Source organism: Pseudomonas sp. NPDC089422 (assembly GCF_044749405.1).
In the GTDB taxonomy this organism is placed as follows: domain Bacteria; phylum Pseudomonadota; class Gammaproteobacteria; order Pseudomonadales; family Pseudomonadaceae; genus Aquipseudomonas.
On record NZ_JBIVHW010000005.1, the window covers coordinates 18,069 to 42,889 of the forward strand.

General features: G+C 63.6%; 17 protein-coding genes. 3 read left to right on the forward strand and 14 right to left on the reverse strand.

The genetic code is table 11. The features are described 5' to 3' along the window. Positions 1 to 425: 425 nt before the first annotated feature. The 9 genes from ACIPZ8_RS10850 to ACIPZ8_RS10890 all read right to left on the reverse strand — a co-directional run bounded on the left by ACIPZ8_RS10850 (position 426) and on the right by ACIPZ8_RS10890 (position 17,165). On the reverse strand, positions 426 to 1,199 hold the full coding sequence (locus ACIPZ8_RS10850; protein WP_103446659.1) for an enoyl-CoA hydratase: 774 nt from the start codon (positions 1,197 to 1,199) through the stop codon (positions 426 to 428). A 13-nt stretch (positions 1,200 to 1,212) separates the two neighbouring features. Next, a complete protein-coding gene (locus ACIPZ8_RS10855; RefSeq protein WP_400722538.1) occupies positions 1,213 to 2,340 on the reverse strand; it encodes an acyl-CoA dehydrogenase in 1,128 nt (375 codons plus the stop codon). An 8-nt stretch (positions 2,341 to 2,348) separates the two neighbouring features. Beyond that, positions 2,349 to 3,542: an acetyl-CoA C-acyltransferase gene (locus ACIPZ8_RS10860; RefSeq protein WP_400722541.1), complete on the reverse strand. Its 1,194-nt coding sequence runs from the start codon at positions 3,540 to 3,542 to the stop codon at positions 2,349 to 2,351. Positions 3,543 to 3,553: 11 nt separating this feature from the next. Next, positions 3,554 to 4,321: an SDR family NAD(P)-dependent oxidoreductase gene (locus ACIPZ8_RS10865; protein ID WP_400722543.1), complete on the reverse strand. Its 768-nt coding sequence runs from the start codon at positions 4,319 to 4,321 to the stop codon at positions 3,554 to 3,556. A 14-nt stretch (positions 4,322 to 4,335) separates the two neighbouring features. Further along, positions 4,336 to 5,982, reverse strand: coding sequence for an acyl-CoA synthetase (locus ACIPZ8_RS10870; RefSeq protein ID WP_400722546.1), 1,647 nt, complete (start codon positions 5,980 to 5,982; stop codon positions 4,336 to 4,338). Positions 5,983 to 6,104: 122 nt separating this feature from the next. Then, positions 6,105 to 10,535, reverse strand: coding sequence for an NEL-type E3 ubiquitin ligase domain-containing protein (locus ACIPZ8_RS10875; RefSeq protein ID WP_400722549.1), 4,431 nt, complete (start codon positions 10,533 to 10,535; stop codon positions 6,105 to 6,107). Positions 10,536 to 10,587: 52 nt separating this feature from the next. Beyond that, a complete protein-coding gene (locus ACIPZ8_RS10880; RefSeq protein WP_400722552.1) occupies positions 10,588 to 15,144 on the reverse strand; it encodes an NEL-type E3 ubiquitin ligase domain-containing protein in 4,557 nt (1,518 codons plus the stop codon). A gap of 77 nt (positions 15,145 to 15,221) precedes the next feature. Then, positions 15,222 to 16,244: an AraC family transcriptional regulator gene (locus ACIPZ8_RS10885; protein ID WP_400722555.1), complete on the reverse strand. Its 1,023-nt coding sequence runs from the start codon at positions 16,242 to 16,244 to the stop codon at positions 15,222 to 15,224. A gap of 57 nt (positions 16,245 to 16,301) precedes the next feature. Continuing rightward, positions 16,302 to 17,165 (reverse strand): LysR substrate-binding domain-containing protein, encoded by an 864-nt coding sequence (locus ACIPZ8_RS10890; RefSeq protein ID WP_400722558.1) that lies wholly within the window; start codon positions 17,163 to 17,165, stop codon positions 16,302 to 16,304. A 112-nt stretch (positions 17,166 to 17,277) separates the two neighbouring features. Here ACIPZ8_RS10890 and ACIPZ8_RS10895 point away from each other — a divergent pair, with 112 nt between their 5' ends. Further along, the gene (locus tag ACIPZ8_RS10895; RefSeq protein WP_400722561.1) at positions 17,278 to 18,384 is read left to right on the forward strand and encodes a 2-aminoethylphosphonate--pyruvate transaminase; all 1,107 of its coding nucleotides are present in this window, start codon (positions 17,278 to 17,280) and stop codon (positions 18,382 to 18,384) included. A 35-nt stretch (positions 18,385 to 18,419) separates the two neighbouring features. Continuing rightward, positions 18,420 to 19,247 (forward strand): phosphonoacetaldehyde hydrolase, encoded by an 828-nt coding sequence (gene phnX, locus ACIPZ8_RS10900; protein ID WP_400722564.1) that lies wholly within the window; start codon positions 18,420 to 18,422, stop codon positions 19,245 to 19,247. A 167-nt stretch (positions 19,248 to 19,414) separates the two neighbouring features. Here the strand turns inward: phnX and ACIPZ8_RS10905 are convergent, their stop codons facing one another. Continuing rightward, positions 19,415 to 19,975 (reverse strand): NADPH-dependent FMN reductase, encoded by a 561-nt coding sequence (locus tag ACIPZ8_RS10905; protein WP_400722567.1) that lies wholly within the window; start codon positions 19,973 to 19,975, stop codon positions 19,415 to 19,417. A 158-nt stretch (positions 19,976 to 20,133) separates the two neighbouring features. Here ACIPZ8_RS10905 and ACIPZ8_RS10910 point away from each other — a divergent pair, with 158 nt between their 5' ends. Then, complete coding sequence (locus ACIPZ8_RS10910; RefSeq protein WP_027919089.1) at positions 20,134 to 20,352, forward strand: hypothetical protein; 219 nt, start codon at positions 20,134 to 20,136, stop codon at positions 20,350 to 20,352. Here the strand turns inward: ACIPZ8_RS10910 and ACIPZ8_RS10915 are convergent. From ACIPZ8_RS10915 to ACIPZ8_RS10930, 4 genes are all read right to left on the reverse strand, one after another. Further along, positions 20,336 to 22,585 carry an Orn/Lys/Arg decarboxylase N-terminal domain-containing protein gene (locus ACIPZ8_RS10915; protein ID WP_400722570.1) on the reverse strand — a complete coding sequence of 750 codons (2,250 nt, stop codon included), beginning with the start codon at positions 22,583 to 22,585 and terminating at the stop codon, positions 20,336 to 20,338. The two genes, ACIPZ8_RS10910 and ACIPZ8_RS10915, sit on opposite strands and share 17 nt — an antisense overlap. 151 nt (positions 22,586 to 22,736) lie before the next feature. Then, positions 22,737 to 23,495 (reverse strand): DNA polymerase III subunit epsilon, encoded by a 759-nt coding sequence (gene dnaQ, locus ACIPZ8_RS10920; protein WP_400722573.1) that lies wholly within the window; start codon positions 23,493 to 23,495, stop codon positions 22,737 to 22,739. A 51-nt stretch (positions 23,496 to 23,546) separates the two neighbouring features. Continuing rightward, positions 23,547 to 23,993 (reverse strand): ribonuclease HI, encoded by a 447-nt coding sequence (gene rnhA, locus ACIPZ8_RS10925; RefSeq protein WP_054884018.1) that lies wholly within the window; start codon positions 23,991 to 23,993, stop codon positions 23,547 to 23,549. A gap of 13 nt (positions 23,994 to 24,006) precedes the next feature. Then, positions 24,007 to 24,780, reverse strand: coding sequence for a class I SAM-dependent methyltransferase (locus tag ACIPZ8_RS10930; RefSeq protein ID WP_400722577.1), 774 nt, complete (start codon positions 24,778 to 24,780; stop codon positions 24,007 to 24,009). Between the last annotated feature and the right edge of the window lie 41 nt (positions 24,781 to 24,821).

Here is a 24,821-nt window from a genome sequence, read left to right on the forward strand (position 1 = left end):
CTCTTTTACAGGGGGCGGCAGTCTAAGGCGCCACGCCGCCTTGAGCAACAGCAATCGGGTGCGAATTTGCTTCTGCTACATAGAATCCGCTGGTCGGTGCCTGGGAGGTCGGGTTAGGGCTGCCAGGTGTTCGCCACAATAATTGCAGCGTCTATCAGATCGAGCGCCGCCCGCGCGGCGCATCGCAGGCAAGCCTGCTCCTACATCTGTTTCGGGCCAGTGAGTTCTGAGCCATTGGCGCGCGGCCCCTTGGCGCATGACTCGATATCGTGTCGTACAAACAAGGGGCCGCGCGCAAATGGCACAGGCATGACTGGCCCGAAACAGATGTAGGAGCAGGCTTGCCTGCGATGCGCCGCGCGGGCGGCGCTCGATCTCAATGGCGGCGAACCCCTCAAGGCATGCACCCGGGCCCGGCGCCAGGATCAACGATCCTTGAATTGGGCTTCGCGCTTGGCAATGAAAGCCGCCATGCCCTCTTTCTGGTCTTCGGTGGCGAACGCGGCGTGGAACACCCGGCGCTCGAAGCGCACACCTTCGCTGAGGGTCACCTCGAACGCACGGTTGACGCTTTCCTTGACCATCATGCTCACCGGGATCGACTTGCTGGCGATGGTGGTGGCGACCTTCAGCGCTTCTTCCAGCAGTTCTGCCTGCGGCACGATGCGCGCCACCAGGCCGGCACGTTCGGCTTCCTCGGCCCCCATCAAGCGGCCGGTCAGGCACAGTTCCATGGCCTTGGCCTTGCCCACCGCACGGGTCAGGCGCTGGGTGCCACCCATGCCCGGCAGCACGCCGAGGTTGATTTCCGGCTGGCCGAACTTGGCATTGTCGGCAGCGAGGATGAAGTCGCACATCATCGCCAGTTCACAGCCACCGCCCAGGGCGAAACCGGAGACTGCGGCGATGATCGGCTTGCGTCGGTTGGCAATACGATCGGAATCGCTGAACAAGTCTTCAACGTAGATCTGTGGGTATTGCAGCTCGGCCATTTCCTTGATGTCGGCACCGGCGGCAAACGCCTTGGCAGAGCCGGTGAGCACCACGCAGCCGATGTTCGGGTCACGCTCGAGCTGGTCCAGGGCCTGGTTGATCTCGCCGACGATCTGCGCATTCAGCGCGTTCAGCGCCTGCGGGCGATTGAGGGTGATCAGGCCGACCTTGCCGTGGATGTCCAACAGGATGGTTTCGAATGCCATGCAGTCTGCTCCTTCAAAGATTGCGCGCAATGACCATGCGCTGAATGTCGCTGGTGCCTTCGTAGATCTGGCAGACCCGAACGTCGCGGTAGATCCGCTCCAGCGGGAAGTCGCTCAGATAGCCATAACCGCCCAAGGTCTGCAAGGCATCCGAGCAGACCTTTTCAGCCATTTCCGAGGCAAACAGCTTGGCCATCGAAGCTTCCACCAGTGCCGGACGCCCGGCATCACGCAGCGCGGCCGCATGCAGCACCATCTGCCGGGCAACGGCAATCTTCGTGGCCATGTCAGCCAGGCGGAAGGCCACGGCCTGGTGTTCGATCAGTGGCTTGCCGAAGCTCTGCCGCTCGTTGGCGTAGTCGCGGGCCACTTCGAAGGCCGCGCGGGCCATGCCCACCGCCTGCGAGGCAATGCCGATGCGGCCACCTTCGAGGTTGGCCAGGGCGATCTTGTAGCCCTCGCCTTCCGCGCCCAGGCGGTTGGCCACCGGCACACGCACATTGTCGAAGACAATCTGGCAGGTATCCGAGGCATGCTGGCCCAGCTTGTCCTCGACCCTCGCCACCTGGTAGCCCGGGGAGTCGGTGGGCACGATGAACGCGCTGATGCCACGCTTGCCTGCATCCGGATCGGTCACGGCAAAGACGATCACCACGCCGGCATTCTGCCCGGACGTGATGAACTGCTTGCTGCCGTTGAGTACATAGTGGTCACCCTCCAGCCTTGCACGGGCCTTGAGGCTGCTGGCGTCGGAACCGGCCTGCGGCTCGGTCAGGGCGAAGGCACCCAGCATCGAACCCATGGCCAACGGGGTCAGGAACTGCGCCTTCTGCTGCTCGTTGCCGAACCGCAGGATTGGTACGCAACCCACCGAGTTGTGCACGCTCATGATGGTCGAACAGGCACCGTCACCGGCAGCGATCTCCTCCAGCGCCATGGCGTAGGCCACGTAGCCGGTGTCACTACCGCCCCACTGCTCCGGCACCAGCATGCCGAACAGGCCAAGCTCGGCCATTTCCTCGATGGCCTCCTTCGGGAAGCGATGCGCCTTGTCCCATTGCTCGGCAAACGGCTTGAGGCGCTCCTGGGCAAAGGCGCGTACCGCGTCGGCGATCTGTTGTTGCTCGTCAGTTACCAGCATGGTTCACCTCAATACAGGCATTCGACCGCCATAGCCGTGGCCTCGCCACCGCCGATGCAGATGGCAGCCACGCCGCGACGCAGGTTGTTCTGGCGCAGGGCCGACAGCAGGGTCACCAGGATACGTGCGCCCGAGGCGCCGATCGGGTGGCCCAGGGCGCAGGCGCCACCGTGGATATTGACCTTGTCGTGCGGCAGGTCGAGGTGCTTCATCGCCGCCAGGGTGACCACGGCAAACGCTTCGTTGATCTCGAACAGGTCGACTTCGCCCAGGCTCCAGCCGGTTCGTTTCAGCAGTTTGTCGATGGCACCGATCGGCGCAGTGGGGAACAGCGCCGGGGTGTCGGCGAACGCGGCGTGGCCGTGGATCACCGCCAGCGGCTTGAGGCTACGCTTGTCGGCTTCGGAGCGGCGCATCAGCACCAGCGCCGCAGCACCGTCGGAGATCGAACTGGAGTTGGCGGCGGTCACCGTGCCCCCGTCGCGGAAGGCCGGCTTGAGCAGCGGGATCTTGTCCAGGCGCGCCTTGGGCGGTTGCTCGTCGTCCTTGACGACGCGCTTCTCCTTGCCCTCGGCGACCTCTACCGGCACGATCTCGGCGGCAAAGCGGCCGCTCTTGATAGCGTCCTGGGCGCGGGTCAGCGAGGCGATGGCGAACTGGTCCTGGGCTTCGCGGCTGAAGGCATTGGCCTGGGCGCAGTCTTCGGCAAAGGTGCCCATCAGGCGGCCTTTGTCGTAGGCATCTTCCAGGCCGTCCATGAACATGTGGTCGATGATCCTGCCGTGGCCCATGCGGTAGCCGCCACGGGCCTTGTCCAGCAGGTACGGTGCGTTGGTCATGCTTTCCATGCCGCCGGCCACCACCACATCGGCGGTACCGGCCAGCAGCAGGTCATGGGCCATGATCGCCGCCTGCATGCCCGAGCCACACATCTTGTTCAGGGTGGTGCAGGTGGTGTGCTTGTCCAGCCCGGCACCGAGCGCCGCCTGACGGGCGGGGGCCTGGCCCTGGCCGGCAGGCAGCACGCAGCCGAACAGCACCTGTTCGACGCTGGCGGCATCGATGCCGGCGCGCTCCACGGCACCGCGGATGGCGGCGCTGCCCAACTGTGGCGCGGTCAGGCTCTTGAGGTCGCCCTGCAGGCCGCCCATGGGCGTGCGCACGGCACTGACGATAACGATCGGGTCATTGGCGAGGGTCATGTGCGTTCTCCTTACTTGGCAGCCATGCGCAGCGCGCCGTCGAGGCGGATCACCTCGCCGTTTAGCATGCTGTTCTCGATGATGTGGCGGGCCAGCGCGGCATATTCCTGAGGGCGGCCCAGGCGCGGCGGGAACGGCACGCCAGCCGCCAGCGAGGAACGTACCTCGTCGCTCATGCCGGCCATCATCGGTGTTTCGAAGATGCCCGGAGCGATGGTCATCACGCGGATGCCGAAGCGCGCCAGCTCGCGGGCAGTCGGCAGGGTCAGGCTGGCGATGGCGCCTTTGGAGGCAGCATAGGCGGCCTGGCCGATCTGGCCATCATAGGCGGCGATTGAGGCAGTGTTGATGATCACCCCGCGCTCGCCGTTGTCATCTGCCTGGCCTTCGGCCATGGCCGCTGCGGCCAGGCGCAGCATGTTGAAGCTGCCGATCAGGTTGACGTTGATGACCTTGGTGAAGCTGGCCAGACCGTGTGGGCCTTGCTTGCCCAACACCTTTTCGGCACCGACGATGCCGGCGCAGTTGATCAGCCCGTGAAGGCTGCCGAAGGCGCTCACAGCCGCATCGACCGCCGCCTGGGCGGCCTGCTCGTCGCTGATGTCGGCCACCGCAAAGCGGGCATTGTCACCCAGCTCGCGGGCCTTGGCCTCGACGGCCTGGGCATTGAGGTCGACCAGCATGACCTTTGCGCCAGCCTCTGCCAGCATCTGCGCGGTGGCTGCGCCCAGCCCGGACGCGGCGCCGCTGACGATGAAGTGTTTGTTGGCTATCTGCATGATCTCGTTCCTTTTCAGGCGCTGGCAGGGGTGGCCTGTTGCGCTTGTTGTTTGGCGACTTCCTGGTTACGCAGGATGAAGCGTTGCAGCTTGCCGCTCGGGGTCTTGGGCAGCTCGCTGACGAATTCGATTTCCCTGGGGTATGCGTGAGCGTAAAGCCGCTGACGCACGTGCTGGCGCAGGGCGTCTTCCAGCTCGGTACTGGCCTGGTAACCGCTGGCCAGCACCACGAACGCCTTGATCAGCTCGGTACGCTCGGGGTCCGGCTTGCCGATCACCGCCGCCTCGATCACCGAAGGGTGCTCGATCAGCGCACTTTCCACGTCGAACGGGCCGACGCGGTAGCCGGAGGTGGTGATGACGTCGTCACTGCGGCCGACGAAGCTGATGCTGCCGTCCTGGTTAAGCTCGACGGTGTCACCGCTGAGGTAGTAGTGGCCGACAAAGGCCTTGGTTGGCAGGCCGTGATAGCCACCGAACCAGCACAGTGGTGACTGCTCGCGGTCCACGGCAAGAATGCCTGGCTGACCGGCCGGCAGTTCGTTGCCCTGCTCGTCCAGCACCACGATGCGGTGCCCCGGGATGGCAAAGCCGGCCGAACCCAGATGCACCGGGTGCGCCAGGCCATGGTGGTTGCACAAGACCATGCCCAGCTCGGTCTGGCCATAGTGGTCGTGGATGGTCACGCCCAGCTCGTCGGCGAACCAGCGGATCACTTCCGGGTTCAGTGGCTCGCCAGCGCTGCTGACCACCCGCAGACGGCCGTTGATCGGGGCCGAGAAGTCATTGCCGGCAGCAATCAGCAACCGATACGCCGTAGGCGAACCGGCCAGGTTGGTAATGCCCAGCTTGGCGATCACCCGGGCGCAGCTGTCGACACTGAACGGGCCATCGTAGAAGGTGGTGGCATGGCCAAGCGACAGCGGGCCGGTAACGGCGTAATACAAGCCATAGGCCCAGCCTGGGTCGGCCAGGTTCCAGAAGTTGTCTTCGGGGCGCAGGTCGATGGCATCGCGCATGTAGCCCTGGAAGGCGACGATGGCGCGCAGCGGCACTTCGAGCGGTTTGGCCGGGCCAGTGGTACCCGAGGTGAACATGAGCAGGAACGGGTCGTTGCCCGAACGCATCACCGGCTCGCAAACGTCTGCTGCACTGTCCAGGCATTGCTGGAAGTCCAGTTCGCCGTCGCGGGCATTGACCGTAATGATCGCCGGGCAAGCGTGCACATCATCCAGCTTGGCGCGGTTGTGGCTATCGGTGACCACGACACGGGCGTGCGACTGTTCCAGTCGATGCTCGATCGCCTTGGGGCCGAACGCGGTGAACAGTGGCTGGTACACCGCCCCGAGGCGCCAGGTGGCAAGGATGGTGATCAGCAGTTCAGGCGTACGCGGCATCAGGCCGGCAACCCGGTCTCCGGGCTCTACGCCCTGCGCCTTGAGGACATTGGCAAAACGGGCGGCTTGCGCCTGAAGGTGATCGAAGCTGTACCGCACGCCATTGCCATCGCGGTCCTCGTAGATCAGCGCCAGCTTGCCGTCGCCAGCATGGCGGTCACAGCATTCGACACAGGCATTGAGGGCAGTGAGGTCGCCATGCAACGCCGCAGCAGCGGCCTGGGCATGGTCGAACGCACGAGCTGCCTCGGCGTAATCGCGCATCGTCGGACTCCTGGTTTCTTGTTTTTGGAGTTGAACCATCGGTCCGACGATGTTCGCGCCGCTTGGCTAACGCGGCAATGGCCAAAGCTGTCAATCTGGATGACCGGTTTGGCCGCCGCTACTCAACCTTCGCCGCGCTCGCCAGCGCGCAAGTAGGACTGGGTGAGGCCGCTGACCAGACGCTCGACATCGTCGACCTCCTGCTGTCGCAGGTGGCTGAGCCGCTCATCGTACTGTTCTGCAGACAAGCCGGGCCGCTCGGCCTGCAACTGGATCGAGCGCTGGTTGTAGTGCGTGCTGATCGCTTCGAACATCAGAACGTGTTGTTGACGCAAGTAGCGGCGCCAGAACTCTCGCTGGCTCAGGCTATCGGTGAGGGCTTCCAGCGTTTGCGCTTGCTCAACCCGCCGGAATGCCTCCTCGGCCTGCGTCGCTGTCAGCTCGGCGGCGTCGGGATAGCGCATGGCATAAGGCTGGAAGGGCAAATTCAAGCGACTGCGAAGCTGCACCTTGTAGGCCAACCCGAGTGCCAACTGATCGAAATGCTCACCGGCGACCTGGCGCTGCCGACAATCCCGATAGGCGACCCCTTCGAGCTGCTCCAGGCGGAAAAGCTGGCGGCCGAGTTCCAGCAGCACGCTTCTGTTTTCAGGGTTCAAGGCTTCGCTTTCGGCCCGGGCCTGCCTTACCAGAACCTGAAGTGCGCTGAAGCGGCTGGCCACGGCATCCAGGCAAGACAGCGGCTGGCTGGCTCGCTCCAGAACCCGCCCGCAGAGCACCGGATCTGCATCGAGCGCCTCCAGCAACGTCCACACACCTTCGGTCAGCGCAGTTCGCCCTTCCCCCGCCTGCTCGTAGTCCGCAGTGAACGTCAGGCGGGCCACAAGCCTGAACAGTCCCGCACTCCCGGCTTGATCCAGCAGACGCTGCCACAATGCCTCGCGCCCTGCCTGTACTGCGGAATCCGCATGCGCCACCCAGAGCGTGCGGGCCCGTGTCAAATCCACCGGCCCGGAAACCTCAGGCAGGTGCCCATGCTCTTCAATGACATCAAGCGCGTACAACCTCTGCAGTTGCATGACCGACAGCGGATTGCGTTGCACCAGCATTGCACGGCGGAATGCATAGGGCATTTGCTGGATCTCGAACGGCACTGTGCGGATATTGTTGTCACGTAGATCAGCACGCTCGAGCAGGCCGCAAAGCTCCAGGCGCTCAGGCCACCCCCCCAGCCGACAATGGCGCAGGTTGAGAATAGTCAGCTGGGAAAGGTGGTGGAATCGCAGGTCCAGTCCTTCCAGCCGGTTGTAACTCAAGTCAAGATGGACCAGGTTGGGCAGGCTTTGAAGTATTTCGACTGCCTGTGCGTCGAGCCGGATCTGATTGTGTGCCAGGCGCAGCACCCGGACTTGCGGGAGATGTGCGATGCCCGTTGGCATGCGCAGCAATTGGTTGCTGCTGAAGTTCAGGTCCGTCACGGCGGTGAACGGACGCAGGAAGTCAGTCGGAACATCGCTGACCTGCGAATCGCTCACGCTCAGCATGGTGATGCGATGAAAGTCGATCTGCGGCGGTAGCTGCGGTAGCGTGCGCAGATGACTACCCCTGAGCGACAAGCGTTGCCCCTGTGCTTGCCCCGTACTTGCCGGAACGATTTCACCCTGCAGCCGCCATGCCCGCAGGATGCTGTCTGCCGTCAACCGGCGCGCGCTCTGGCGACCTTCCTGCAGCTCGGCGCCGACCCAGCGGTTCAGGTGTTGCACGAGCTGATCATGATCGTCCTGTAACTCCACCAGGCGCTCAAGTACCGGGCGCCCGCCTTGCTGCAGGCGTGCCAGTTCATCCTCGATCGCTTGCTCATTCAGACCGGGATAAAGGGCGCGCAGCTGATCGCGAATGATCGCCTGTTCATCCTTGGGGCCAACGGAAGGATGACCACTGAGCGGGTAGCCTACGCGTCCATCATCCAGGCGACGCCCCGGGTTGAACCAGGGGCGTTGCTCCGGCCTGCGCAGCATGCGATTGATGCCCCAATGCGAAGCGGGTAATAGCGCCAGCAGCTGCTCGCGCAACTGCCCAGTTGAGACGATGGCGGCCTGCTGCTCGGGTGAAAGCGCTGCATAGATTGCCTCGAAGATGCAACCAGGGTCAGCTGGCTTGAACACTTGCTGCTCGCCTAGCCCGCTGTAAATTTGAAAGCGGCCGTTACCGCGCACCAGCACCCTGTCCTCCTCACCTTGCCCGCCATTGCCGACAAGCTTGATCGAGCGCCCATCCACCGTGCCTTCGCGCAAATCGATGCTGACCCCTTCAAGCTCCAGGCCATCCAGCAAGGCAAGCACCAGCTCCCCCGTATCATCGCAGTAGCCAGTACTCAGGTAGAGGCCGGCCAGCGCCCGGTTCAGCCGTGCCAGGCGCAACAGCGAATGCGCATTGTCAGCACACGAAACTGGCAAGCGGCCCTCGACCTTAACCATGTCGCGCTCAAGTTCAGTGGCCTGGCTTAGCACTTCGCTTACGTACGACGAAGGCAGGCCCGGAAAGTCCCGTGCGACCAACACGCTGAGTGGGTCTTGTGGAAACGGTTGTTGCGTCAGGTAAGCGAACAACTGCGGTCGCAATTCAACCTCATGCGCCAAAACCCGTTCCAAGCCATTACCGACCCCCGCGCGGCTCTCACTCCAGTCCAGCAGTTCGCTGTCGGTTGGCATCAACGCCCGCAGGCGAATTCGCCTGAAGAACGTTTCAATTCGCGCATGTGCCTGGAAAGCACGCAGGGCGTACCGGAGGTTGACCGGGGCTGGCCGGTTCTCCACCAGAACGCCGCGTAATTCGTCCTCATCGACGCCTGCCACCTGCAGGATGCGCTTCACCTGTAACCGGTCGACTGGCGGATGCTGCGGCCAAAGCGCATCGAGCATGCGTGCTGGCTCCTCCCATGCCAGCGGTTGCTCGCGCATCAGACGCCATCCGCGCTCGCCGTTATGCTGCACAACCGGTCCATAGCTGCCATCACCCGCAACGTGCCGTAAGCGATAAGGGCCGCCGGGGACGGGCTGATGCACTTCCTGGTAACGCCCGTCGACATGGATCCAGCGACGTTCACCGGTGCCATAACGCCCGTCTTCGAGCAAATCGATATCGCCTGGGGATGACCGATAGTGCTCGGTGTCAAAGCACCACAACCGACCGCGGCCCTTCCCCAGGCTTATCGGTTCAAGGCTAGCGACAAAGGCGCTATGCAGGTAACTGACACCCGCCGCAGTGGCCGCAGTGGCGGCCAAGGTTTCGGCAACCCCGAGCAGATGCCCCAGCGCTTCGTGCTGACGGCCCCTCGACCAATCTCTTACCCCCTCGAATACTTCCGAGCACGTCTGAGCGACCAACTGACCCAGCAACAGCCCCCCCACCACTGGAATGAAGAACCCTGCCAAGTTCACCAGGTCCAGGCCTGCAGCTGCCCATTTCGCGTGCCTGGTTCGCACTGCCGCGCTATCGGCATCGGCGCTGGTTACCAGCAACACCCGCGCGTCATCCTTGACCCGCTGAATTTGCAGGGCAGCCAGTTGCGAGAAGATATTATCGGGCTGTTTGCGAGCTTCGAACTCCACGTCAGGCCGAGCATCCTTGAGGCGTGTGTCCAGCAGCGTGACAAAATCTGCACGGTGCTCGAGGCTGATCAACTGCGTGAAGTACTGACGGTAATCGGCCTTTTGCAGCAGGTTCGCCAAGGCACTGTCAAGGGACACTCGATTGTCGAAATGTCGCAGCGCTTGCTGTGGGTCACTGGGAAGGTAGAGCACGATGCCCCTGTCAGCACCCGCACTGTCGCGCAATGGAATCAGCAAGCCATCGGCCACCGGCTGCCCCAGTGCTGCCAGGAGACTGGGGTCACCTGTCAGTCCCTCCTGCCGATGGGCCTGTCCATCATCTGCGATCTCACGCAAGGCAATTTGCACATCGGCACTGATCTGCCCTTTCAACGCGGCCAACTCGATCGCAAGCTTGAGCCCTGAACGTTTATCCTCGACCAGTATTGCCTGCGTTCTGGGATTAAAGATCTGCTCCAGTTTCTCCTGATAACGCGTGCCGATATCCAGCTCGCGGCATTTCTTGATAAATGCATCGAGCGGCCCATTCAAGGGTTGATCGCGCCCCGGCAACACCAGCCCGGTACCGTCGTAGTAAGTGGTACCTGCAGCGAAGTTGCGCATGAGCCGCAACAACCCGTTCTCACGTTTCTGGCTATATTCGTAAGTCTGCTGCAAGGAGCCTGGCAAGTGGCCGAAGCGTGGCGCCACCAGTAGCCATTCAAGCTGGTCGAACGACTGGCCGTCGGGCAAAGGCTTATCGAGCAGTGCCGCCAGGTGCTGCTCGGCGAACTGAGGAATTGGCAGTAGCTCAAGCGTGAGGCCACGCAACCGCGCTTGGCTGGCGTGATGTGCGTCGAGGCTGGTCCGCAGGGTGTTGATCTGCCCTCTTGAGGCGCGCTTGAGCCAGTCAGGCAATTTGCCCTCGATGAATTGATCGATCTTGGTCACAGGGTTCGACATGATTGGCTCCTTCGCACTCGGATGAAGCCAATCATGTTGTCCAATGCTCAGATCAGGATGCAGGAGGAAGCGGTTCGTTGCTACCCGACGCCCGGGAACTGCCTGGCAAGGGCATGTTCAGTTCATCCTGGGTGAGCTTCAAGGCAAGTGCATCCAAAGCTTGCTCTCGTTCATCCCGAAGCTTTTCGCAACGTTGCGCATAGGTGCCACTGCCGAGCGCTTCCTTCTCATCGTCCAGCGCATCCATCTTGCTGTCGAAGCGTTCGGCGATCTGCGCAAAGGCCTCGGGATATCTGGTGCGAAGGTAGGATGTCCAGAAGTCGCGCTGGCTGATGTAGCGGATCCGCTCAGTGCCCGTTTCGGCCGCCAGAACTGCTCGGTATGCCCGTTCAAGATGATCTGGCGTGACATCGGCAATACGTTGGAACTCCATGGTCCGCGGTTGCCCCAAAAGGTTCAGGCGCTCCGCCAGGCCCATCCTGTAAGCCAGGCTGACCTCGATCTCATCCACGCGACGCCCCTCGGCAAGTCGGCCCTGAAAATCACTGCGGGCGAACGACTCCACCTGATCAAGACGGAACATGCGTTGAGCCAACAGCAAGCGGGCATCCCTCGTCGCCAGCGGTTCGCCCCCGAACGTCACCTGTAGCACCCGCATGCGCACTTCCAGCTGGCTGAAGCAGTGCGCCACACTGTCGACGCAGGTACGCGGGTCAGCCGCTCGTTCGAACAACTCCGTCCTTATGCGCGTATCTTCATGTGCGAGCTGGATCATGGCCCAGGCCCTTCGTGAAAGGTCGTCGCGTGCCAGACGAAAATCAGACGTGCCAGTCAACTCTGCCAACAACTCGATGAATTGAGCGCTGCCTGTTTCCCCCTGCAGGGCATCCCACTGCTCAGCCCTGGACACCTGCTCGGATGCGGCCAATGTTTCAAGCCAGGCGCTCCTGGCGCCGAGGATGAAAGCCGCTTCCGCCTGCGAGCTGTCCCCGATCGGTAGCAGATCCGCAGGTGCCGGCGTGGGTGCATACAACCGCTCACGGTCCTCCACCGACAGCGGGTTACGCTCCAAACGGACCACTTGCCGCAGGGCCAACGGGGCATCGATCAATGCCTGAGGCAAGCTGGAAATCTGGTTATCGCGCAAATCGGCATACTCCAGCAGACCACACCACTCAAGGCCGCTCGGCACACCCACCAACCCAGCTCGATGCAAATGGAGTTCGCGTAAGCGGGACAATTGGTTGAAGCGCAGGCTGACCGGGCCCAACCTGTTCAGATTGAGGTTCAGCGTACGCAGGCGGCCCAGAGCGGCCAGCGCATTCACCTGCCCCTCGCTCATGCGAATCTGATTGCCGGCCAGGCGCAGATGGCGCAGCGCAGTCAACCAATGAAGATCATCCGGGATCGCACTCAAGGCATTGTTGCTCAGATCAAGACGTCGTAGTTCCGGAAAGTGCCTCAGGAACGCGGCTGGCAGAGCCTCCAGTCGCATCCCCACGAGGGCCATGTCGGTGATGTGACCGAAGTCCGTACCGACAGGAATCGGAGGCAGGCTGCGTGCCGGTATGCCCAGCACGCTGATCCGTAAGCCAGCAGGCTCGCCGTTACGGTAGATAGCCTCTTCACCCTCCAGCCGCCAGGCCCGCAGGAATACATCGGCAACTGCGCTCCTGTGTCCCCGTTCAGGGGCGCTGACTGCGTTTCTCCAGTGCTGCAGGCTTTCATCAAGCTCGCGATACTCCTGCTCCTGGCGCAGCAGAATGGCATAGGCCGACCCTGACTGCTCGAGCAGCAATTGCAGGAATCGTTCGACTGCTGCCTCATCGAACGACGGGTACAAACCGCGAATCCGTTGCCGCAGAATCCGCCCCTCAGTCTCCGTCGAGGCACCTCGGCCGCTGAGCGGATAACCCACGCGGCCATCGCGCAGTCGGTGCAAGGAAGATCCGACAGGCCTGGCTTCGCGCCAGCCAAGCAGGCTGATCAACGCCTGGCGATCCCGTGGCAACGCTCGCTGCATGGCCGAACGGATGCGCTCTGCAGCGTCTTCGCCGGCCCACCCTCGACGTTGCATGAATGCAGGTGGCAGACAGGCAGCCAGCACTTCGAACACCCCCTGTGGCTCCGCGACTTCGATCTCGCTGGCACGCCCCGCCTCATCGAAGAGTGCGAAGCCGCCGCTGGTCCTGACCATGACCGTGGGCGGCTGCGCACCGCCCGTTTCGGGGAACAGCCGCTCCAACACCGGTCCGCTACTGGAGCGCTCCCGCAACACCAGGTTCATCTCGCCGGGCAGCAAGCCCTGACGCCGCAGCAAGGAGAACACCAGGGTGACGACATCGGCATGGTAACTGCTGCGCAGGTAGAGTGCTTCGCGCGCCCGGGTCAAGCGGGCCTCCTGGAGCATCCCGCGCACCTGTTCCGCCAGCGCCAGTGGCACGCGGGTTTCGCTGGCCAGTCGTTGCCGTACCTCGACACTGGCGCTCTTCAGCAAATCCAGGGCGTAGGCATCCGCGAGCCCCGGGAAGGCCGCTTTCAAAGTAGCCAGCAGCGGCTCATCGGTCAGGTAAGCCCTGGCGAAATGCTCCAGCATCGGACTGCGTAGCACTTCGGTGGATGCCTGGATCGCCTCAATCTGCCCTGCCAGGCTTTGGTCTTGCAAACCCAGCCTGTCGATACACCATTGCAAGGCCTCGGCATCGTTGCTTCCAGCCCCGACTTGAGCGAAAAAAACATGGATTCTTGCGTCGACGGCAAAGCGCTCCAGGGTATCGCGGAGCCTGGCCGGCAGAGGCCGCCCCTCCACCAACAGACCACGCAGATGGGCTTCATCGACATCCGCGACGGTCAAGATCTGGCTGATCCGTTCGGTGCTCAGTTTGGTTGCATCCGGCCACAGGCGCTGGAGCAGCAGGTCCGTCCCTTGCCACTCCAATGGCCGCTCGTAGACCGTCCGCCAGGCGCGCTCGCCATTATTTTCCAAGACAGGGCCAAACACGCCCGCTCCTTCACGGTGCAACAATCGCCAGACACCTGCGCCACTGCGCCTTACCCGGTAAAGCACACCACTACAGCGCCACCAATGGGCCTCGCCATCACTGAGCAGCCCGTTATCCAGCTCCATCAAAGGGGGCAATGACGCCCGCTCCTCGTAGGGCTGCAGATCGTGCTGCCACAGGCGTTGCTCGCCCGCCTCGGTCACTACAGGCTCCAGTCGTTCGACGAAGGCGCTGCGCACCACCTGCGCGCCACCTGCAATGGCTGCCCCTGCGGCCACCGTCGAGGCAACCTGGAGCAGGTGCTCCAGTGCTTCGTGCTGGTGATCCTGCGCCCAGTCGCTGACGCCCTCGTACACTTGGCTCAGCACCTGGCGGGCCAGATCAGCCAGCAGCAATACAGCAACACCCGGCACGAACAAACCCGCCAAATTCATCAGCACCAGCCCCGCCGCCTCCAGCTGGCGCAGGCGCTCGGCAGCGGCGCTGGCATCCGCCTGCGCCGTCGGTACGGCCAGGAATGCAGCGTCGGCCTTGATACGCTGTACATGCCCTGCCGCCAGAGCTGCGAAAACCTCACCGTGCTCGGCAATACGCCTGGGCTGCAGATCCGGCTTGGGGTCCTGCAGACGCTTGTCGAGGATCATCCTAAAGCCAGGCTGCCCGGCAAGTGGGATGCGACGGGCAATGCCCTCAAGGAACCGGCGCTCGCGCATCGCCGCAACCAAGGCAAGGTTTGCCGAGGCCCAGTCATCGAAACGGCGCAATGGCTGCTGTGAGTCGTTCGGCAGGTACAGCAGCACCCCCACCAGCTGCCGGGTGTTGAAGATCAACCCTGGCAGACCGGTGAGTGTCCCAGTCAGTTCGAATGCGATTGCCCCATCCACACGTTGTCCCAGCAACTGCAGGCCGCCCATGGACAGTTCAAAGTCCAGAGGCAACTCTGCAGGTTTTCCCTGGGCAACCCGGCGCAGACTCTGCTGGTCGCTGTACGTCAACTGCCCCTTGATGGCTGCGATTTCGACCGCCACGGCCAGTTCCTGACGCTTGTCTGTGGCCAGCTGACGTTTGAAGGCGCTCGACAACACCTGATTCAAATGTTCCTGATAAGCCTTGCCGACATCAACGCGCCGACAAAGCCTGACGATATCGTCGATACGCCGCGAGACCACACGCTCCGGCTCACCGGGCGCAGCCGTTGCATCGGTCAGCGCTGTCTGCGCATAGAACGTTTCACCCTCATGGAAGTTCTGCAGCAGCTTCTGCAACGCAGGCACCGTCACAAAGTAGGTGTCGTCCTCAGGCAAGTAGCCCGGCGCCACCGAGAAGTGTCGGCGCTGCTCATGCCAGTTGACCGTGAACAGGTCAATGTCCAGCGCCAACTGTTGTTTGATGGCCAGCTCAAGCTTTTGCGCAGCAAACCGGTCAAGCGGCAGCAGTTGCTGCGAGGCCGCAGCCATGTGCTTCTGGCTTTGCGAGTGCGCGTTCATGCAGATGCGCAATGATCGGAGTTGTTCTGGCGTGGCGTCTTTCAGCCAGCCGGGCAACTGCTCAGCGATAAAGTCCTGCGCCGGCCGTTGCAGTTTCGGGTGTACCTTCGTTTTGGACATGGTCGAATCCTCAGGGCTATTCGACCTGCCACCCTGCGTCCATATGCTGGAGCCAGGCATACGGAACTATTCGCCCATCACCCTCCCGGACCGCGTGCCTGGATCAGCGCGCGGTAGTGCCCTGGATTGCAGCCGAACCATTTGCGGAACGCCTTGTAGAACGAGCTGCTGTCGGCAAAACCCAGGCGCGCAGCGATATCGCCCAGCGCCGCGTCTTGCTGGCTCAGCCAGGCAATTGCCAGCTCACGCCGCACACTGTCCTTCAACCCTTGGTAGTTCTGCCCCTCTTCAGCCAGGCGCCGGCGCAGGGTGGAGGGCGACAGGCACAACTGCCGCGCCAGGCTGTCGCCGTCGGGCCAGTGGCCTGGGTCCTGGCGCAGCAGATCGGTGCGAATGCGCCGCCCGAGGCTGGCCGGGTCTCGGTACTTGACCAGGATGTTGCCCGGCGCCTCGGCCAGGAAGCGCTGCAGTTCCTCCTCGCTGCGGCGCAGCGGCAGCTCGAGGCATTCGGCGGCGATGATCATGCGAGTCCGCGGGCGCTCGAACTGCAGGTTTTCCGAAAACATCACCCGGTAGTCATCACAGAACGGCGGCTCGTCACAGCGCAGATCAATGGCCAGGATCGGGATGCGCCGCCCGGCCAGCCAGCAGGCTACACCGTGCACGATCATCCAGAAGGTGAAATAGGTGAAGGCGCGACGCGGCAGGTCACGTGGTTCGTTGATGACGATTTCGGCCAGGCTCGCCTGGCGCACCAGGCTTGGCTGCAAGTCTTCGAGCATCAGCGAGAGAAACGCCAGCACGGTTTCCAGGCCGGCGCCCAAGGTCGGCTGGCCCATGCCCGCACGGCACATGAACGCCAGACTGCCGCTGCGCAGACCGCGCGGGTCCATGGCGAAGAACTCATCGTTGCAGCGCCGCGCAAGCAAGCGCCAGAGCCGGGCATAGGATTCGGCACTGACCCGCGCCTCGGGCAGATGCAGGTGTTCGACAGCGATGCCTGCGCGCGCCAGCAAGCCGGTATCTGGCTCGCCGGCGGGGCAGGTCTGCAGCAGCGCCTCACGCACCAGCTGCATGGAAATGGTGTCTTTTTCGCTCATCGACGATCCTGTCGGCTCAATGCCCGCCATCTTAGGCCTCGCAGACGGAAACAGCCATTACAAGCCGGAAGCCAGGCCGAGGAAGGCCTGAATCAGGCGCAGTTCGCGCCGCCTTTCCAGGCAACCGACCATGTGCTGGTTCAGCAGGCCCTGGCCAGCCAGGGGGCGTGCCACCACCCGTGGATCGTTGGCCACTTCGGTCGACGACACCACGCCGATACCCAACTGCGCGGCCACCGCCTCGGTCACCGCCTCGCGGCTGTCCAGCTCCAGCAGCACCCGGGGCTGCACCCCGGCGGTGCTGCACGCCTTGTCGAACGTACGCCGGGTGGTCGAACTCGGCTCGCGCAGCACCATGATCTGCTGGTGCAATTCGGCCAGCGGCAGGTCATCTCCGGCCCGCGCCCAGGCATGCGCGGCCGGCAGCAAGGCACACAGGCGAGATTCGCAGAGACTCTGCAAGTACAAGCCCTTGCGCGGTTCGATCTCGGTCAGCACTGCGACGTCAGCGTGCTCGCTGAGCAGCGCTGCCAGGGTTTCCTGAGCATTGCCCAGGCGCAGATTGACGGTGATGCCTGGAAAGCGCTCGCGCAGCAGCGCCAGCATCGGCATGACCCGGTGCGGGCCGTCAGCGGCCACCTCCAGGCGCCCGGTCAGCAACTGACGATTGGCTTCCAGCATCGCCTGCGCCTCCTCGGCGAGGCCGAACATGGCGCGGGTGATCGCCGCCAGGCGAGTGCCTTCTTCGGTCAACTCCACCCGTCGCGCGGTCCGCCGCAGCAAGGTGATCTGATAGTGCTCCTCCAACGCCTTCACATGCCCGGTCACCGCCGGCTGGCTGATAAACAGCCGCGAGGCGGCGCGGGTGAAGCTGCCCTCTCGGGCGACAGCATCGAAGGCACGCAGCTGGAACAGATTCATATCTATCGGCCTGACTTATAGCTCGGATAACGACAAACAATTTGATTGATGATGCCCGCAATTGCAACCTAGGTTCCGTAGTTTCAGCCCACCGCTTGTGAGGAATAACGGAATGAGCAACGCCCCGATCCTGCTGACCCCTGGCCCACTGACCACCTCGTCCCGCACCCGCCAAGCCATGCTGGTGGACTGGGGCTCCTGGGACCGCGACTTCAACCAACTGACCGCCAGCGTCTGCGAACAGCTGCTGGCGATCATCGACGGCAGCGCCAGCCACCACTGCGTGCCCCTGCAAGGCAGCGGCACGTTCGCCGTTGAAGCCGCCATCGGCACCCTGGTGCCGCGTGACGGCAAAGTCCTGGTGCTGATCAACGGTGCCTACGGCCAGCGCCTGGCGAAGATCTGCAAAGTGCTGGGCCGCAGCTACAGCACCTTCGAAACCGCCGAAGACCAACCGACCACCGCCGCTGACGTCGACCGCCTGCTCGCCGCCGATGCCGCCATCACCCATGTGGCGCTGATCCACTGCGAAACCAGCACCGGCATCCTCAACCCGCTGCCGGAGATCGCCCAGGTGATCAAGCACCACGGCAAGCGCCTGATCATCGACGCCATGAGTTCGTTCGGCGCGCTGCCGATCGATGCCCGCGAAATCCCCTTCGAGGCGTTGATCGCCGCTTCCGGCAAGTGCCTGGAAGGTGTGCCGGGAATGGGCTTCGTGTTCGCCGAGAAAACCGCCCTGGCCGCCGCCGAAGGCAATGCCCACTCGCTGGCCATGGACCTGCACGACCAGCACGCCTACATGGCCAAGACCGGCCAGTGGCGCTTCACCCCGCCGACTCACGTGGTCGCCGCCCTGCACGAAGCCCTGCAACAGTACAACGAGGAAGGTGGCCTGCCTGCGCGCCATCAGCGTTACGCCGACAACTGCAAGACCCTGCTCGACGGCATGGCCGCCATCGGCCTGCGCAGCTTCCTGCCGGCCGCGATCCAGGCGCCGATCATCGTCACCTTCCACGCGCCGAATGACGCCCGCTACCAGTTCAAGGACTTCTACGAGCGGGTCAAGGCCAAGGGTTTCATCCTCTATCCGGGCAAGCTGACCCAGGTCGAGACCTTCCGCGTCGGCTGCATCGGCGTGGTCGGAGCCGATGGCATGCAAGCTGCCGTGAATGCCGTGGCCGAAGTGCTGCGGGAAATGGAAGTGCTGGATATCTAACCCCTTTGCCCACCCGATTTCAGGAAAAAGCGCACATGAACTACAGCAATCCTACCCAGCTGCAAGCCGCCATCCTCGACTGGGCCGGCACCGTGGTCGACTTCGGCTCCTTCGCCCCGACCCAGATCTTCGTCGAAGCCTTCGCCGAGTTCGACGTGCGAGTCTCCATCGAGGAGGCCCGGGGTCCCATGGGCATGGGCAAGTGGGACCACATCCGCACCCTGTGCGACGTGCCGGAGATTGCCGAGCGCTACCGCAAAGTGTTCGGCCGCACCCCGAGCGACGATGACGTCACGGCCATCTACAACCGCTTCATGCCGCTGCAGATCGAGAAGATCGCCGTACACTCGGCGCTGATCCCGGGCGCCCTGGACACCCTCACCGGGCTGCGTCAGGACGGCCTGAAGATCGGCTCGTGCTCAGGCTACCCGAAAGTGGTGATGGACAAGGTGGTGGAGCTGGCGGCGCAGAACGGCTACGTCGCCGACCATGTGGTGGCCACCGACGAAACCCCGAATGGCCGCCCATGGCCGGCCCAGGCGCTGGCCAACGTGATCGCCCTGGGGATCGACGATGTCGCGGCGTGCGTGAAGGTCGACGACACCGTGCCGGGCATCCTCGAAGGCCGCCGCGCCGGGATGTGGACCGTGGCCCTGGTGTGCTCGGGCAATGCCCTGGGGCTTACCTGGGAAGGTTACCAGGCGCTGAGCGCGGAGAAGCTGGAGAGCGAGCGCAAGCGCATTCACCAGCTGTTTGCCGGGTCGCGGCCGCATTACCTGATCGACACCATCAATGACTTGCCAGAGGTGATTGCCGACATCAACCGCCGCCTGGCCAAGGGTGAAATGCCCCAGGCCTTCTGACAGATCGGGGTCGTGTTCACTTGCAGGAGCGGCCTTGTGTCGCGAAAGGGGTGCGAAGCGCCCCCGCGGTTTCAGCTTCGCCGCATGAATTGCCGGGGCCGCTCTGCGGCCCTCTCGCGACACAAGGCCGCTCCTACATAGACAACATCAGCACAGGGTGCAGCAACTCATACAGCCCGGTTCAACTTCACCCAGGAAGCAAACTTGTCGATAAAGCTCTGCAGGAACGGCCGGGTCTTGTCACTGAGCTTGCCGCCTTCATCGAACAGGCTGGCCGCCCCACCGATGTACGCCTCGGGCATCTGCATGCATGGCATGTCGAGAAACACCAGCGACTGGCGCAGCGCATGATTGGCACCAAAGCCACCGATTGCACCCGGCGACACACTCGCCACCGCCGCCGGTTTGCCGCTCCAGGCACTCTGCCCGTAAGGTCGCGAACCCACGTCGATAGCGTTCTTCAGGCCACCGGGTACCGAACGGTTGTACTCCGGGGTGACGAACAGCACCGCATCGCTGCGGCGGATCTCATCGCGAAAACGCTTCCACGCCTCAGGCACACCTTCGGCCTCGACATCCTCGTTGTACAGCGGCAGGTCGCCGATCTCGACAATTTTCAAGGCAAGGCTGGACGGCGCCAGCTCCGAAAGTGCGCGGGCCAACTTGCGGTTGTAGGAGTCCTTGCGCAAGCTGCCGACGACAACCGCTACCGAATACACCTGGCTCATGGCGTGATCCATCCTTTGCTGGGAAAAGGGTCGTCTGTAGTTATAGATGACCGTTCCTCGGCGGCCTGGATTTTTTTCCACCGCCCGAAAACTTCCAGGTATCTTTCACGGTCTATGTCTGCAGACATTTCCTACGTAATTCAGAGGTTTCTCCCCAAATGGCAGCAGTAATGGTCGGCCAATTCCACGCCCGTGACGCCGAAGGCCGTATCTACCCCGTCCACGAGTTCCAGGAGTCCACCCTGCAGGCGGACGGCAGCGCACTGGGTGCCCCGATCACCACCTACCGCCTGGCCATCGGTGACCGCGTCAACCACCTGGGTGAAAACCGCTTCGAGCTGGCACAGACCGGCGTCGAGATCATTCGCATTCCTTGATGCAGTCGACCGTGTACTGGCCGCTTTCATTCTGCAGGCCATGCACATCGGCGACAAAGCCCGGGAAGCCACTGTTGAAGGCCCGGGCGAACGCCAGGTAATCGAGGATCGAGCGGGTCGCTTCGGTGAACCGCTCGCCCGGCATGATCAGCGGAATCCCCGGCGGGTACGGCACCAGCATCACCGCCGCGACCCGGCCCAGCAATGCTTCGATCGGCACCGCTTCCACTTCCCCCCGCACCATCTGGTCATAGGCCCGCGCCGGGCTCACGGCCACTTCCGGTAGACGCGTGAACAAGCGCTTGAGCTGCTTGGCCGTGGCATTGGCACGGTAGCAGTCATGCAACTGATCGCACAGGTCGCGCAGCCCAAGGCCCTGGTAACGCACGGCATCGACCGCGACGACACTCGGCAGGCAGGCACTCAGCGCCGTGTTGCCGTCGTAGTGGCGCTTGAACTCCAGCAATTCGGTGAGCAACGTGCTCCACTTGCCCTTGGTGATGCCCATCGAGAACAACACCAGGAAGCTGTAAAGACCGGTCTTTTCCACCACCAGCCCACGCTCCCAGAGAAACTTGCTGACCACCGCCGCCGGAATGCCGCGCTCGCCCAGTACGCCACCGGCACTGAGCCCAGGCATCACCAAGGTCACCTTGAGCGGGTCGAGCAGCACATAGTCGTCGGCCACTTCGCCAAAGCCATGCCACTCAGCCCCCGGCTGCAGCAGCCAGTCCTGCGCGGCCAGGCGATGGATGCCCTCCGCCGCTGGCGGCTGCCAGATGCTGAACCACCAGTCATCAGCGGCGATGTGCTCGCGCAGGTTTGCCAGGGCGCGGCGGAAACTCAGGGCTTCGTCGAACATCTCCTGCAGCAGCGAGCGCCCGGCCGGGCCTTCCATCATGGCCGAGGCCACGTCCAGCGAGGCGAGGATGCTGTATTGCGGCGAGGTGGAAATATGCATCATGAACGCTTCGTTGAAGCGGTCGCGGTCCAGCTGGCGCTGGGCGCCGTCCTGCACGTGGATCATCGAGGCCTGGCTGAAGGCAGCCAGCAGCTTGTGGGTGGAGTGGGTACTGAACACCAGCGGGCTGCTCTCGCTGCACGCGGTGCCCATGGCGTAGCGGCCCTCGAAAAACTCATGGAACGCCGCATAGGCGAACCAGGCCTCGTCGAAGTGCAGCACCTCGACGCTGCTGCCCAGCGCCTGCTTGATCAGCCCGGCGTTGTAGCACAGCCCGTCGTAGGTGGAATTGGTCACCACCGCCAGCTTGATCCGCGGCTCCCGCCCCGCTGCCAGAGGGTTGGCCTGAACCTTGGCCTGGATCGATTCAGGGCTGAATTCGCTGAGCGGAATCGGCCCGATGATGCCTAGCTCGTTGCGCTCCGGGCACAGGTAGATGGGGATCGCGCCAGTCATGATGATGGCGTGGACCACCGACTTGTGGCAGTTGCGGTCGACCAGCACCAGGTCATCGCGGCCCACCATGGCATGCCAGACGATCTTGTTGGCGGTGGAGGTGCCATTGATGACGAAAAAGGTGTGATCGGCGCCGAAGTTGCGTGCTGCACGGGCCTCGGCTTCGGCCAGGGGGCCGGTGTGATCGAGCAGCGAGCCCAGCTCCGGCACCGAAACTGACAAGTCCGAACGCAGCGTATTCTCGCCGAAGAACTGGTGGAATGCCTGGCCCACCGGGCTCTTGCGGTAGGCCACGCCACCGCCGTGGCCGGGTGTGTGCCACGAGTAGTTGGACTGAGCGGTGTGCTGCACCAGGGCCTTGAAGAACGGCGGCAGCAGCCCGTCGAGGTAGTTGTGTGCGGCGCGCGCCACCTGGCGGGCGAGAAATGGCACGGTGTCTTCGAACAGGTAGAGGATGCCACGCAGCTGGTTGAGCTCGCTCATGGCCTCGGCCGGGGCGTTTTCCAGGGTGACCTGTTCGCCCAGGGCGAAAATCGGCAGGTCAGGTGCACGCAAGCGGGCCAGGCGGATCAGCTCGGCCATATTCTGCAGCAGGTGGGTGTTGTCGCCGACGCCTTCGGCGGCGATCAGCATGCAGGCCAGGCCGTGGTGGGTGGTGGCGACCAGGCGCGCCTCGGTGTGATCGGCAGCCTTGATGATGGCAAAGCCGTCCTGGCTCAGTTCCTCGGCGATGCCGCGGATGCGCTCGCCGGCAACGCTGTCGGCCTTGATCGCACGGTGGACGATGAGGATGGGGAACTTGAGGTCCTTGTACATCCGGCTGCTACCCTCGCAGGACTTGTTGTCCTGTTAAGGGTAGTTGGCCTTGTGCTGCCTGTACCGGCCTCTTCGCGGGCAAGCCCACAGAAGTTATGCGATCCCTGTAGGAGCGGGCTTGCCCGCGAAGAGGCCGGTACAGGCTTACGGATCAGCCAGCCGGTGTCTCGGTCAGGGCCTGCCACATCGATGGCCCGCCCGCCGACTTGGCCACCGCTGCCAGCCGCTCGGCATGTGCCTCCAGCTCCTCGGCAGAGGCCATGATCACCCGCCCTGGCGCGCGCCCGACGATGCGACGGATCTCGCTGCCCGTCGCCCCCTGCCCGTCACCGTCAGCGTCGGCCCCGTGCCCAGCCAGCGACAGGCTGGTCTGGCCACCGGTCATCGCCAGGTAGACGTCCGCCAGCAACTCGGAGTCGAGCAACGCGCCGTGCAGCTCACGGCCAGAGTTGTCGATGTCGTAGCGTTTGCACAGCGCATCGAGGCTGTTGCGCTGCCCCGGGTGGCGGGCACGGGCCAGCAGCAGGGTATCGAGGATGGTGCAGTGGTTGGCGATGTCGGCGCGGTCGCTCTGCCCCAGCAAAGCGAACTCGTTGTTGATGAAGCCGACGTCGAACGCCGCGTTGTGGATGACCAGGGTGGCGCCCTGGATGAATTCGAAGAATTCTTCGGCCACATCGGCGAAGCGCGGCTTGCCGACCAGGAACGCATCGGTAATGCCGTGGACGTTGATCGCGCCTTCGTCACTTTCGCGGTCGGGTTGCAGGTAGACGTGGAAGTGCCGCCCGGTCAGGCGCCGCCCCATGACCTCGACACAGCCGATCTCGATGATCCGGTGGCCTTCGCTGACCGGCATACCGGTGGTTTCGGTATCGAGAATGACCAGGCGTTTATCTTGCTGCTGCTCCACGCGGGGCGCTCCAACTTGCATCAGTTACAAAGGCGGCGATTGTACCGCAGCTCAACGCTTGGCGCGCACTTCCTCGACGCCGCGGTTGGCCAGCTGGTCGGCGCGTTCGTTGCCGGGGTGGCCGATGTGCCCGCGCACCCACTTCCAGGTGACCTTGTGGCGGTTGACCTGCTCGTCGAGCAATTGCCACAGGTCGGCGTTCTTCACCGGTTCCTTGGCCGCGGTCTTCCAGCCGCGCTTCTTCCAGTTGGCCATCCACTCGTTGATGCCCTTCATCACGTACTGCGAGTCGGTGGTCAGCACCACCTCGCACTCACGCTTGAGCGCCATCAGCCCCTGGATCGCCGCCATCAGTTCCATGCGGTTGTTGGTGGTTTCGCGCTCGCCGCCCCACAGTTCCTTCTCGACGCCCTTGAAGACCAGCAGGACGCCCCAGCCGCCCGGGCCGGGGTTGCCCTTGCAGGCGCCATCGGTATACATCTCGACGCTATCGCTCATGTACCACTCATGTTCAGTGCTTTTCGGTATCCGGGTTGGCGGCGCTGCGGTTGACCTTGGCCAACGGCAGCGGCAGCAGCTTGCCCATCGGCTCGCGGCGCACCTGGCGCAACGGCCGCAGGCCGACCACCATCTTGCGCGCCACCAGCAGGTAGACCCCGCCGCCGGCACTCTGCCAGCCGCCCGCCATCCGTTCCCAGCCTGCCAGGCGTTGCTGCCAGGCCGGCGAAGTGAGCGGCGGACGATAGCACCCGAAGCGGCGTTTCTCCAGCGCGAAGCCCAGCAGATTGAGCCAGTCGCCAACCCGCGATGGCGAGATGCAGCGCGCCTTGCGCAAGGCGCCATGGCTGAAGAAGTGGCGCATGCCCCAAGCGCTCCATGGATTGATGCCGACGATCAGCAGGTGCCCACCGGGGCGCACCGCACTGGCGGCTTCGCGCAGCAGGCCATGGGGCGACAGGCTGAAGTCCAGTCCGTGCTGCAGCACCACCACGTCGGCGGCGTGCTCGCTCAGTGGCCAGGCCTGTTCCTCGCAGACGATTTCCACCCCCGGCAGCGGTGCGCCAAGGCGCACGTTGCGCTGCACCTGGGGCGCGCTGGGCGGCGCCTCGGCGCAGGGGCCATAGTGCACGAGGTAGCCACCGAAGAAGCGCCCGAGCTCCTCTTCCAGCAGTTTTTCTTCTTCCTTCAACATCAGCTGGCCGAGTGGGCCGTTGAACCACTCACGGGCCAGGCTGATCAGTTCGACCCATTCCGGGTCGGCCTGAGCAAAGGCTTGGTCGGTCATTGCGCTCTCCCTCGAAGGTTCTCGCACCGCGCCATCGCGGC

Bases quoted from the DNA above. Each gene is read 5' to 3' on its own strand.
- ACIPZ8_RS10850 (WP_103446659.1), bottom strand. From the start codon at position 1,199: ATGGCATTCGAAACCATCCTGTTGGACATCCACGGCAAGGTCGGCCTG.
- ACIPZ8_RS10855 (WP_400722538.1), bottom strand. From the start codon at position 2,340: ATGCTGGTAACTGACGAGCAACAACAGATCGCCGACGCGGTACGCGCC.
- ACIPZ8_RS10860 (WP_400722541.1), bottom strand. From the start codon at position 3,542: ATGACCCTCGCCAATGACCCGATCGTTATCGTCAGTGCCGTGCGCACG.
- ACIPZ8_RS10865 (WP_400722543.1), bottom strand. From the start codon at position 4,321: ATGCAGATAGCCAACAAACACTTCATCGTCAGCGGCGCCGCGTCCGGG.
- ACIPZ8_RS10870 (WP_400722546.1), bottom strand. From the start codon at position 5,982: ATGCGCGATTACGCCGAGGCAGCTCGTGCGTTCGACCATGCCCAGGCC.
- ACIPZ8_RS10875 (WP_400722549.1), bottom strand. From the start codon at position 10,535: ATGTCGAACCCTGTGACCAAGATCGATCAATTCATCGAGGGCAAATTG.
- ACIPZ8_RS10880 (WP_400722552.1), bottom strand. From the start codon at position 15,144: ATGTCCAAAACGAAGGTACACCCGAAACTGCAACGGCCGGCGCAGGAC.
- ACIPZ8_RS10885 (WP_400722555.1), bottom strand. From the start codon at position 16,244: ATGAGCGAAAAAGACACCATTTCCATGCAGCTGGTGCGTGAGGCGCTG.
- ACIPZ8_RS10890 (WP_400722558.1), bottom strand. From the start codon at position 17,165: ATGAATCTGTTCCAGCTGCGTGCCTTCGATGCTGTCGCCCGAGAGGGC.
- ACIPZ8_RS10895 (WP_400722561.1), top strand. From the start codon at position 17,278: ATGAGCAACGCCCCGATCCTGCTGACCCCTGGCCCACTGACCACCTCG.
- phnX (WP_400722564.1), top strand. From the start codon at position 18,420: ATGAACTACAGCAATCCTACCCAGCTGCAAGCCGCCATCCTCGACTGG.
- ACIPZ8_RS10905 (WP_400722567.1), bottom strand. From the start codon at position 19,975: ATGAGCCAGGTGTATTCGGTAGCGGTTGTCGTCGGCAGCTTGCGCAAG.
- ACIPZ8_RS10910 (WP_027919089.1), top strand. From the start codon at position 20,134: ATGGCAGCAGTAATGGTCGGCCAATTCCACGCCCGTGACGCCGAAGGC.
- ACIPZ8_RS10915 (WP_400722570.1), bottom strand. From the start codon at position 22,585: ATGTACAAGGACCTCAAGTTCCCCATCCTCATCGTCCACCGTGCGATC.
- rnhA (WP_054884018.1), bottom strand. From the start codon at position 23,993: ATGAGCGATAGCGTCGAGATGTATACCGATGGCGCCTGCAAGGGCAAC.
- ACIPZ8_RS10930 (WP_400722577.1), bottom strand. From the start codon at position 24,780: ATGACCGACCAAGCCTTTGCTCAGGCCGACCCGGAATGGGTCGAACTG.